General features: G+C 39.4%; 9 protein-coding genes. All 9 read right to left on the reverse strand.

Annotation, left to right across the window (positions count from 1 at the left end):
- Positions 1–8: 8 nt before the first annotated feature.
- Genes ABN763_RS04970 through ABN763_RS05010 form a run of 9 tightly spaced genes read right to left on the reverse strand, consistent with a single transcriptional unit; the run spans position 9 to position 12385 of the window.
- On the reverse strand, positions 9–1280 hold the full coding sequence (locus ABN763_RS04970; protein WP_410484330.1) for a dipeptidase: 1272 nt from the start codon (positions 1278–1280) through the stop codon (positions 9–11).
- 51 nt (positions 1281–1331) lie between these two features.
- Complete coding sequence (gene argE / locus ABN763_RS04975; RefSeq protein ID WP_410484331.1) at positions 1332–2507, reverse strand: acetylornithine deacetylase; 1176 nt, start codon at positions 2505–2507, stop codon at positions 1332–1334.
- A 5-nt stretch (positions 2508–2512) separates the two neighbouring features.
- Positions 2513–3907, reverse strand: coding sequence for a YfcC family protein (locus ABN763_RS04980; protein ID WP_410484332.1), 1395 nt, complete (start codon positions 3905–3907; stop codon positions 2513–2515).
- A gap of 53 nt (positions 3908–3960) precedes the next feature.
- Positions 3961–5658: a gamma-glutamyltransferase gene (gene ggt, locus ABN763_RS04985; protein ID WP_410484333.1), complete on the reverse strand. Its 1698-nt coding sequence runs from the start codon at positions 5656–5658 to the stop codon at positions 3961–3963.
- Between the two features lie 29 nt (positions 5659–5687).
- A complete protein-coding gene (locus tag ABN763_RS04990; protein ID WP_410484334.1) occupies positions 5688–6509 on the reverse strand; it encodes a hypothetical protein in 822 nt (273 codons plus the stop codon).
- Positions 6499–7482, reverse strand: a complete 984-nt coding sequence (locus ABN763_RS04995) for a DUF5829 family protein (protein WP_410484335.1) — start codon at positions 7480–7482, stop codon at positions 6499–6501. Before ABN763_RS04995 ends, ABN763_RS04990 begins: the two co-directional genes overlap by 11 nt.
- 12 nt (positions 7483–7494) lie before the next feature.
- Complete coding sequence (locus tag ABN763_RS05000; protein ID WP_410484336.1) at positions 7495–8721, reverse strand: GTP-binding protein; 1227 nt, start codon at positions 8719–8721, stop codon at positions 7495–7497.
- Between the two features lie 18 nt (positions 8722–8739).
- The gene (locus tag ABN763_RS05005) at positions 8740–10956 is read right to left on the reverse strand and encodes a DUF5916 domain-containing protein (protein WP_410484337.1); all 2217 of its coding nucleotides are present in this window, start codon (positions 10954–10956) and stop codon (positions 8740–8742) included.
- A 7-nt stretch (positions 10957–10963) separates the two neighbouring features.
- Positions 10964–12385 (reverse strand): DUF3526 domain-containing protein, encoded by a 1422-nt coding sequence (locus ABN763_RS05010; protein WP_410484338.1) that lies wholly within the window; start codon positions 12383–12385, stop codon positions 10964–10966.

Genomic DNA, 12385 nt, shown 5'->3' on the forward strand with positions numbered 1-12385 from the left:
AGTGTATGTTAGGACTGATCAGCTTGTAGTTGTTTAGCAGTAGCCTGAACTTCCTTAAAAACACGAATTAAATTACCGCCCCATATTTTTTCAATTTGCTGTTCAGTATACCCTCGTCTTACTAGTTCAATAGTGATGTTCATTACTTCACTGGCGTCAAAAACGCCTTCGATTCCGCCACCGCCATCGAAGTCACAACCAATACCTACGTGGTCAATTCCTGCTACTTTTACAATATGATCAATATGATCGGCTACATGTTCAACTGTTGCTGGAGGGTTGGGATACTTTTCATTAAGTGCTTGAAAAGATTTACGAAGGCTAGCACGCTCTTCATCAGTCATTTCACTTATAGGTTTCATATTAGCACGAAGTGCTGCCATTGCCGAATCACGTTCGGCATTAGGAGGAGTGTCTCGAAGGTAGGTAGCTAACATTGTTAGTTGAACCACACCTCCGTTTTCTGCCATCAATTTCAACATTTCATCAGTCATATTACGCTCATGCTTTGTTATTGATCGAGCGTTTGAGTGACTAGCAATGATTGGGGCTTTTGATAATCTAATGGCATCATAAAACACACTGTCATTGCCATGAGAGACATCAACCATAATGCCCAGACGATTCATTTCGCCAACCACTTTCGAACCAAATTCGCTAATTCCACCATGTTCGGTACCATTGGGATCGGTAGCAGAATCGGCTAAATCATTATTTGACGAGTGTACAAGGGTAATATAGCGTACCCCTTTGTTATAGTATTCTTCTACATTAGACAGTTCTTTCCCAATAGGATACCCATTTTCAATACCCATATAAATAGCTCTTTTCCCTTCTTTTTCTAATGCATACGCGTCATCAGGGTTGAGGGCCAAGCCAACAATATCAGCGTTTCTTTTTGTGGACGCTATCACAGAGTCAAGCATTTGAAGACAAAGTGCTTTTGCTCTTGTATTACCATCATCATCCCGAATATCTTGAGCTACAAAAGCAGCAAAAAAGATTGCATCTAAATCGCCCTCTTTCATTCTCGGATAATCAACTTTCGAACCTGTTTCATTAGGGTCATGGCGTTCGGCCATATCAAAGCCCGGTTCGATCATACGAAGCGGTGTATCAGCATGGGTATCTAAAGTGAGCACCTTTTTATGAATTTCAAGGGCTCTTGCCACCAATTCTTCTTCAGTTTCTGCTTTTGAATCTGTTGAAGAAGGTTTTTCCTTGCAACTGTTAATCAGTAATAAAAACAGCAGACAAACAAGAAAATTTTGACGTATCATGGGTTCGGTTTTAGTTAGAAAATTGAATGTATTAAATATACAATAATAGGACTACGCATACCAAGCAAAATTTTCAGACGACAATTCTAGAATAAGTTTGTTGATCATTGCTACTCCTTTTACTAATTGCTCTTTTGCAATAAATTCATCCGCACGATGCGCTTGTGCGATAGAACCCGGACCACAAATAGCAGACTGAAAACCTTCATTAGCAAATTGACCCGCTTCAGCTGCGTAGGAAACTGTATTGAGTTTTGATTTTCCTGATATGCGTTTTACTAGTGAAACAACATCGGCATCTGCCTTAGTATCCAAATGAGGTACTGGAGGATGATTTTCAACTGTTTTTATAGAAAAATCCGGAAATACTTGTCGAAGTGTTGCTTCACGTTTTTTGCAATAGCCATCAAACTCTTTGACAATTGCATCGATATCGTCCATAGGAATGGTGCGTAAATCCCAATAAAAATGAGCTTTATCGGCTATTACATTGGGCGCAATACCACCGCTAACCAAACCAATATGAATACTAGAGTGCGGTGGATGAAAACGATCATCCAAACGTTTATCGGCAATCAATTGATCCATCTTTTTTTCTAGCCAAAGAATTAAACGCATGGCTTCATGAATAGCACTTACCTCCTGTTTGACGCGGCTACTATGTCCGGCAGAACCATTAACGTAGGTTTCTAAAATATATATCCCCTTTTGTCCTACTATCGGTTCCATCAATGATGGTTCGCCTATGATGGCATATTTTGGTGTTTCGTCATAATGGGTGCTAATAGCTCTTGCCAATTCGGGAGCTGCTAAACAACCAACTTCCTCATCGTAGGAAAAGGCAAAATAAATAGGCTTTTTTAAGTCCGCTTCTAGCATTTGAGGCAGTGCAGCCAAACAACAAGCTAAAAAACCTTTCATATCGCAGGCTCCTCTACCATACAGTTTCCCATCTCCTTTATCGGTCAACACAAAGGGATCAGTGGTCCACTCCTGACCTTCGACCGGTACTACATCCATATGTCCAGAAAGAATAACACCACCATCAGTTGCAGGTCCAATTCGACAATGCAGAGAAGCTTTACTTCCGTCTTCATTAGGAACCAAATGAACCGTAACTCCATTTGATTCTAATACCCCTTTTATCCAATTTAGAATACTCAAATTACTTTCCCCTCCCAGAACTGGAAAGGACACTAGTTTCTTCAAAATTTCTTCTACATTCATAATAACTAACTATAGTTTACCGCAACGGCAATAATTAAGGCTAAAAAGGCCAAGCAAAGCACACTTACCAATACGGGAAATATAAAACGAATCCAACGGTTAATAGGCACTCGGCACATACTCAGCATAGCGATGAGTCCGCCTAAGGTTGGGTTTATTAAATTAGATAATCCGTCACCAATTTGAAAAGCCAAAATGGTAATCTGTCTGCTCAATCCCAGCGACTCGCCCAAAGGCAACATTACTGGTAATGTAGCCAAGGCTTGTCCACTTCCGGAGGGAATAAAAAAGTTGATTACCGATTGAGAAATAGACATAGATATGGCCGATAAATACAATGGTAATCCTTGTAACAAAGAAGAAAGCTGGTATGAGATGGTATCACCAATATTTCCCATTTCCATTAGTACTTTTATAGAAGTTGCAAAACCAACCATAAAGGCTCCTGGGGCTGCCAAGGCAACTGATTTCAAAACAGTTTCACTCATGGTGGTGGCGCTCATTCTTGATGCCAGTCCACACAAAAGGGCGACCATTAAGAATACAGCAGAAAGCTCATTTACGTACCAGTTTAAATTAAATACTCCATAGAGAATGGTCAACAACCCTGCCATGAATATGATGATCACGAGCCAGTTTTTTTGGTTAAGTGAATATTCTTGAATTGGTCTTGATAAGGTCAGTTCACTGATATCAAGGCCCTTGCTTAAGCTTTTATCCGGATGAGTACTAATTTTTTTAAAGTAACGCACATTATAATAAGCCATCACGCTTAGTGCTAAAAAACATAGAACACTTCGTAACAAGGCACCAGAGAACATAGGCAATTCTGCTAGTTTATGACCAGTACCCACAGTGTAAGGATTGATGGGAGAAAGACCAAAACCGATGGTCATCGCTCCGACTGAAATACCGGCTGCCAACATTAAATCACCGCCTAAAGCAAGGCTTAAAACGGCAGCAATAGGAACCATTGCAATATTGTTTTCATAGCCTACGGCTACACCCAATATTCCATAAATAAAGGTCATGATGACGATAATGAGGTATTTCTTTTTTAGACCTAGTTTTTTAACAAGAGTCCCAACCGCATTCTCAACCGCATTTGATTTTTCCATAAAACCAAACATAATGGCACCTGCTAGTACAATAAATATGATTTCTACAGCCGCTTTAAAGCCTAAAGGAATGGCGGTAAACATATCTAACAACCCTACAGGAGTAGATTCAATTGTTTTGTAAGAATTGGGAACTACGGTGCTTCTACCATCAATTAACTCCCGCTCATACGATCCGGCCGGTAATATATACGTTAGTAATGCTACTAGTATAATAATACCGAACAACATTGTAATGGCATGAGGGATACGGTTAAAAAAAGAAAGTTTTTTCGAGGTCAATTTATTTTAATACTGTTAGTTGATGCTAAATTACGGAGTAGTATCGACTTAAGTTAATAGCCTGCAGCTTGCCCGTCTTTTCGACTTTCGGAAGCACCGTGATAAACCTTATTCTCATCATCCCATAAAATGGCCTGATAACCTCCGTAAATACCACGTGCTGTTCCCATTCGGTGACCTTTATCCATTAAGCCGCGTATTGTGGAATACGGGATACCTGACTCTGTACGTATCATGCCGGTATCAGTAGTGGTTTGACCCATTGGACTCGCTCCTCCCGTATGATCCCATCGCGGTGCATCGCCTGCTTCTTGCAAATTCATACCGAAATCGATAAGGTTCATTACGATTTGCGTGTGACCCATAGGTTGAAAATCCCCACCCATTACCCCGAAACTAACAAAGGGTTTTCCGTCTTTGGTGACAAAGGCTGGAATGATCGTATGAAAGGGTCGCTTACCTGGTTCAAAGGTATTAGCTTGTCCACGCTTTAGACTGAACAACTCTCCACGATCTTGTAGCATAAATCCCAATTTTGGAGGCGCCATACCAGAACCCATACCACGGTAGTTACTTTGTATTAATGAGATCATGGTGCCTTCACTATCTGCAACCGTCATATAAATGGTCTCTCCGGCTGAAATCTCTCCCGCTGAATAAGTACCGGCACGTTCTCCGATTTTGTTTCGACGTTCATTGGCATAATCATCAGACAATAATTTTTCGACAGGAACATCGAAAAAGTCCATATCTGCATAGTATTTGGCTCGATCTTCAAAAGCCAATTTTTTAGCTTCGGTAAACAAATGTAGATGCTCTGCACTTCCGAATTCAATATTAGAAAAGTCATAGCCTTTTAAAATTTGTAACATCTGAAGTGCAGCAATGCCTTGTCCATTAGGCGGTAATTCCCAAACATCATAACCTCGATAATTTATGGATACCGGCTCTACCCACTCTGATTTATGTGCCGCTAAGTCTTTAGCTGATAAAAAGCCGCCTTGTTCTTTAATGAACTTTCCAATTGTTTTTGCTATATCGCCCTTGTAAAAAGCATCACGACCGCCTTTGGCAATTTTACGGTAGGTATTGCCCAAATATGGATTTTTATATACTTCTCCTTCATTAGGTAGTTTCCCACCATTTTGAGTTTTGTAGGTATCCTCAATATTTGGGAATCCCCTAGATTCAAAAAAAGGAACTGTACGTTGCATATACCAAGCAATAAGTTCGGTTAATGGAAAACCTTTTTCTGCATAGTCAATGGCCGGAGCAAGAATTTCGGTCATTGGTTTGGATCCGAACTTTTGATGGAGTTCAAACCATCCATCGACTGCGCCGGGAACACTTACCGGTAGCGGACCATGAGATGGTATTTTCTTCATTCCTTCTTTTTCAAAATGTTCTATGGTGAGCTTTTTTGGTGAACGGCCACTAGCGTTAAGACCATATAATTTTTTGGTTTTACCATCCCAAACGATTGCAAAAAGATCACCGCCTATTCCGCAGCCAGTCGGCTCCATAAGCCCTAAGGCCGCATTGGCAGCGATAGCAGCATCGATGGCATTTCCTCCATTTTTAAGAATATCTAATCCAATCTGTGTTGCTAAAGGATGGCTGGTAGCCACCATTCCGTTTTGCCCTAGCACTACAGATCGGGTGGCAAATGGTTCGCCTGTAATCCGGTCCTGAGCAGCCCCATATTGAATGAAAATTAATAGTCCTAACAAGCAGCTTAAATAGTTTTTCATTTTTGGTTTTTAAGTTTGACTACAAGATACTATTCCTTTAGCGTTACCGTTCTGTTAACCTTGTTAAATGGTCCGGGAATCAAATTCCCCTCGGCATCAATAAGTTCAAGTTGAATATTCACTTCTCCCATGGGTAATCCTTTAACTACATGCGGAGCCCATTCTGTAATAGTAAATTCCGTACCATTAATTGTGGCTTTTACCTTGTTTCCATTTTCCGAAAGTGTGGTGTTCAAGACAAAAAAGTCAAGAAGGAGGTTTTCAGTATCTTTTCCGGCGTAAGTTCCTTTTGGGCGGCTATAAATTAGTGTTGGAGCTTCCATATCCAAACCTAAAGCGTCTTCAGGATTTTCACCAACTTCCATTTTGCGTACTACGACAGAGTTTTCATTTTTAACAGACTCATGATATGAACGACTTAAAAAAGCAACCAAATGATGAACACCATCAGGCATTTCTTTAGCAAAATTAGGTTCATAATGTGCTGAATATGGTTGATTGTCCAAAATAAAGTGGATGTGCTGGCCTTTACCAGAATTGGCCAATGTTTGTGCATTGACACCTTCAGTTTGAGCGCCCAATTCGTAATTATTTACCGAGAACGAAAAATCAACCTCACCACTTTTGGTAATGGTAGTATTTGCTGGCGAATCTAGTACCAAAGCGGCATCGCTATAGGCTGGTGAGCCCTCCAATTTTTCAAGTGTTATTTCTTGTATCTTACTTTCAGTGTTTACTTCTTCGGTAGAAGAGCTCGTTTCGTTTGATTGCTCCGTTTTTTTCTTACATGCAGTTATTGAAACTAGCATAATGAGAACAAGTGCTGATGATTTTAGTGTTTTAGAGATCATTTCTTTGGTATATTAATTTGTTATTATTTGTACTGTTGTTTTTATGTAGTTGATTAAGGTCCCATATAGATTCATTGCCATTATTTGTAATGACAACATTTCCTAGGTGTGTAGTGCTGTTTTCTGAATGGTTTAAATCGCAATGTATTTTACTAATATGGCTATATTCAAGATTACTTGATGGCGAAAGTGTCACCTTAATGTCTCCTCCTTGAATAATTAAGGTATCTCCATTTCTTTCTAATAGGTTACATCGCAGGTTGGCCAACTCCTGACCAATTCGAAAATAATCATTTAGAGTACAATTTAGTTCTATTGCTGAAATACCATTAAACAGCCTATTTTCATCGTATGTATTTTTTAAAAATACTTTGCGGTCGTAGGTATAGTGTTTATCCTGATATAAACTATCTAAAAAAGCGGGATTATAAAAACCATACCATGTATGTATTGCAGTACCTTGACTAGGGGTATAAAAAGCCTTAAACCAGGTCTCTTCTCCATTTTTCAGAGGCATTTTTACCGTTTCGGATGCGTATAACAAAGAGTCTTTTATTTTTTTCATTTTGGGCTTTAGGCCTAAATGAAAATGTTCTTTTGGATTTTCGAGCATAAAACCTAGTCCACTTTTACCTACAGGTTCGTTATAACGGTTATTTGGTCCTAAAATTTCAATGTAGTGTTGGTGTCCACGGAGGTAACAGGTCGAGGTGTTTTCGTTAATGGGATTAAAATTTGGAAGCCCTTCATCAAAATTAGCATAAACTTCATGCCAACCACCATTTTCTATAAGTCTTGCATAAGTAAGGCTATCAACCACGATATATAGATGGTTGAAAAAAACATCTGACCTATTAGTCTCCGTAAGCTCTTTAATTTTGTCCTTGTCAATAAGTGCATCATACTCATTTGACTTCTGCTGCTTGCAGGAGACAACGAATAAAATAAGTATGATTATTATTGAACGAAACATTGGCTTAACACATTATGAGTATGATGACTGTTGATAGGCAGGAATAGGCCAATTGTCTTCTGTTGAAAATCGTCCACTTTTCCACTCCCTAAGTTCAATGTCTGCAAGCAAACAGTCATCTAGTTGCTTGGTTACTTTTTCTACATTTATATGCTGTCCTATAAAGACCAACTCAATTTTGCGATCGCCATAGTCCATATCCCATTCTGACTCAATCATTTTTTGATTGTTGACAAATGCTGCATAATCAATACGCTCATTAAAAGGCATCGAAGCCCACCATACGCCGGCGGGATCTGTTTTAAGAGATCCTCCTGCAGAACTCCATATAAGAGCTTGGTCCGATCTTGAAGCGAGCCAAAACAATCCTTTACTACGTATAATATTAGTCGGAAACTGAGCTGTGGCAAATGCTAAAAATCGCTCTGGGTGAAAAGGTCTTTTTCTTCTATAAACAAATGAGCCAATGCCGTACTCTTCGGTTTCTGGTATATGTTCGTTTTCGAGCTCTTGTATCCATCCAGCAGATGCTTCGGCCTCATCAAAATCGAATAAACCAGTATTAATCACCTCTGATAAGGCGACTTCAGAATTTTTTGTTGGGATGATGCGAGCATTGGGATTTAGTTTATGTAGTATATCATATAGATTTCGCAATTCAGCTTCCGTAACCAAATCAACTTTATTCAGTAAAATTACATTGGCAAATTCTACTTGATCGGTTAACAGATTTACAATGGTGCGGTCATCATTTTCAATATTGGTAAGATCTCGATCCGTTAAATACGCTGGACTTGAAAAGTCTTTGAGAAAGTTAAATGCATCGACTACGGTAACCATCGTATCAACATAACTAAACCTACTTAAATCGATGCTGCCATCTTCACTTTCAAAGCTAAAAGTTTGTGCTACAGGAATAGGCTCTGAAATGCCCGTGCTTTCAATAATGAGATAATCAAAACGCTGTTCTTTTGCGAGTTTTTCCACCTCAATCATCAAGTCTTCTCTTAGTGTACAGCAAATACAGCCATTGGACATTTCTACCAATTTTTCCTCTGTTCGAGAAAGGGTATTCTCATTTTCCACCAACATTGCATCGACATTTACTTCACTCATATCATTCACAATAACAGCAGCTCTAAGCCCCTCTTTGTTGTGCAAAATATGGTTTAATAAGGTTGTTTTACCAGCACCAAGAAATCCACTAAGTACAGTAACAGGTAATTTTTGAAAGTTCATTTCTTTATTTTTTGGGATTTAGAATTGTTTTAAAAAGGTGATTTTACTTATAAACTGTGTAGTTTGTTGTATCGGGTCAAAAGCATCCGTTTGCGTATCATTAAAAACTAAATAAATAAATGATAAGGGCATGTATTCCCATTGGAGCCTAACATTCCACCGTCCTTGCTGATCAAAACTATTGTATTGGTAAAAGGTTGACAATTGTACTCTGGGGTTCAAAGCTAGTCTCAAGCTTGCGGTATACAAATCGGTGTCTAAATCTTCTTGATCTATGCCTATATTATTCAAATTGTTCCGCTCATAGTTTGCAGAAAAAGCTATATGGGGGATTGGTGCATAGCGAAGCCCTGTGTTGACCAGAATTCGTGTTCCATTGTAAAAGTTGCCAAAGTCGTAGCTCACGGATCCAGATAATTTGCGGGATCGATCAGAATTATAACGCCCCAAAAAGCGGGTATATCGATAATTTCCTTGGGCAATATCCAGTCCCAATGGAGCGAAATCAAAATTGATATTTTGCCAGGTAGGGGTGAAACTGAGCTCTATAAAGCTGTTGTCTTTAAACCACGTATAAACAGGAAAGATATACAAACTTGCCTGCTGAAAATTGCCAAAATTTTCAAAGTCATGAAAGTAGTTTAAAAACACCCCAGGGTCCCATCTTCTTACAAAAGGAAGTGATTTTGGTCTCAGTATAGCATATCCGCCAGGACTGTGATACATCACATCTTTTTGCTGAACAAAGCCCATATCTGGAGTATAGTCGTCACTAACAAAATAATTGAGATATCCCAAATAGTATTTATTAGTAGTAAGTCCAGTAAAAAACCTCCCGGCATACCCTGTGCCTTCGACCTCGCTATCAAGAGAGGCAGATAAGAGATAGGTGATCGTCCATTCACTTTTTGGTCGGATAAGGCCATCTACCGTTATGGTAGCATTGTCTTTACTAACTAAGTCCAACTCTGATGACGAGTCATCTAGTCGATAGGTAACCATCGCCCCAACATTATTTTCCTTGCCATAGTTTTGTGTATACCGGGCAACACCAAAACTGCTTCCAGGACTATTGTCTGTATCGCGTTGGCGTACCGCAAGGCCTGCAATTGTGCGATTCTCGTTTCTGAAGGTATATCGTGCACCTGCGTCGAGTGGAGCTGGTGCTGCATTAAAAGTGTTGGAAAGTCCAATAGTCCGACTGAAAAATGGCCGAACTTGAAAGTTACCAGCCCCAGCCCAAATACCTGAGTTTTCCAAAAAGAACTGCCGTCTTTCAGGGAAGAAAATATTGAAGCGCTCTAAGTTGTTTACTGCTCGATCAACATCTGCCTGTGCGAAATCGGTGTTAATAGTAAGGTCTAATACCGAATTTGGGTTAATTGCCCATTTTACATCGCCGCCAACCTTTGGCTCACCATCTGCATTGATGATTGTTTCACCTTCTTTAGCTTCATCATATTGGTATAGCGCATAGGGTTCTATCCTGATATTAGCTGAAGGTGGCGGGACCTCCAAACCCGTTAATTTAGCTGCATATGTCATTCTGTTTTCCGAAAAAGACTGTGGAATAGCCGGGAAAACTGTTTTTTCAAAATCCTTTCGCGCCAGTCTGTAAAATGTAATTCCCCAGGAAACAGGTTGGCCTTCTACCGCCTTATCATACCGTATCGATTTAAATGGTATGGCATACTCAGCGTACCAACCTTTGGCTGTGCGCTGAGTTCTTACAGACCACAGGGCATTCCAGTCCTCATCTCGATTGTTGTCGTTAAAGTTCTGAACATCTTGTTGGTTACCATAAGGTGTGGTTTGAAATGATACGGAATATTGCTTAGTATTTTGTGCATCAAGCTGAACTCCGAAGGTATCATTTTCAGGTCCGTTAAAGTCCCGACTTAAATCCTGTATACGTATCCCTTTTTTACCTAGTGAATCTAGCGCGAAAACACCGACATACAAGTTTTTATCATCGTACAGTATTCGAACTTGTGTTGGGTTTTTTATGGTACCACCCTGAACAGGTTCTACACGGAAAAAGTCAGTAACAAGTTCAGCATCTTGCCATGCCGGCTCATTTAATCTTCCATCAATAGTTATCTTTTCAGTAGTTTTTACTGCCTTAATACTGACAGGGGTTTCTGGTGGAGGGAAGTTATCATTTTCTTTTTCCTGAGTGTAGGAAAGTTGAAATAGAAACAAGCAAAAGCAGGAAATAAAAACTGTTTTTTTCATTATTCCCTTAGTTTAAAACATTATGAACAGCGTGTTTCCTCGAAATCACGAACCCAGAACCAAATAGCATTAAAGCAATGAGGACAATAGCTAAAGATGCAACTGATGGCCCGCTATCGTTCTTATATTTAAATGCTGGTAAATTGGCTACGTCTGCTTTTGTAAAAACAGTATTGTTATATAGAAATGGAAGTAAATGCTCCCGCCATTCCCCGGCAAAAATGACAACTTGCTTTCTATAATTTTCATAGTCTTCATAGGCGGTTCCAGCCATTTTATTAAGAGATTCTTGTGTGATAATCGCTGGAGAAATCCACTTAAAACGACCTACCCAATTCTGTTGCTTTTGGAGTTGATCTTCATAAGCACTAATAACAGGGGCTAATTCTTCCTTTACTAATTTTTGAGATGCCATATAACGATGGTAAAAACCTCTGGATTGGCTTTTATCATTGATTGCATACTCCGGATGATCACGAAGGAAATTATCCAGTATCTCATCCTGCTTTTTGGTTACTTCTGCCTTTAGCGAACGCATTTCGTTAATCATCAAAGTACGAGAAGGCATAGGATAAAGGGAGCTTCCTAATTGATTGAGAACAGATGGTATTAAGAGCACAAACAGCACCCAAAGACCTAACAATGAAACAGCATTTCTAGCAGAGCTTCCTACCCAAAGGTTCACTAGAAATACTAACGAGAACCAAAACAACATATATCCTAAAGCAAGGCCTACTAATTGTAAGAAAGAAGTTGTATTTTGAAATGGGTTTATCCCTGATAAAAGGAAAACAACTATCAGCATTGAAATCACCAAAATCGCAAGCCACATAAACCTGAGCATTAGTTTTTGAAGTATCCAATTTTTAATACTAATAGGTTGCGATGCTAATAACTTGAGTGAACCACTCTCTTTTTCGGCAGAAAACACGTTGTACGAAAAGGCAATTATAATTAAGGGCAATAAATACACAATTACGAATGCCAGGTCAAAACTCCCAAAAAGTAATTGTACTGGACTGGTCATTTCTGTGAAGTTGAGAGCAAAATCATCTCCGCTCACTGTCGGTTTTACATAATGGGTAAAAATATCTGCTTGACCAGTTGATATAAAAGCCATTGGTTGAACTTCCATTGCGGCGACTCTAGGATGCGCGTTTCCTACTACCATTGGACTTGTTGGAATCGTCCATCTTGTAGCGCTTACCGTCATGCCATTCTCTACAGAGTCCAACAGTTGTACCATCATTTGATCATTTTCTTGTACTTCAGACTTTGCTAAAGCGATGTTACGCTGACGTTGTTCCACTTTTTTGTGCCCATTGAGTACAGAAAACCCAAATAGTAGTAACAAGATTACGCTTAGTAGTTGTATCCACTTGCTGCGTAATAATCCTTTTAGTTCATATATAAAATTGTACCTAAACAT

This window comes from Spongiivirga sp. MCCC 1A20706 (assembly GCF_046524175.1).
In the GTDB taxonomy this organism is placed as follows: Bacteria; Bacteroidota; Bacteroidia; order Flavobacteriales; family Flavobacteriaceae; genus Spongiivirga.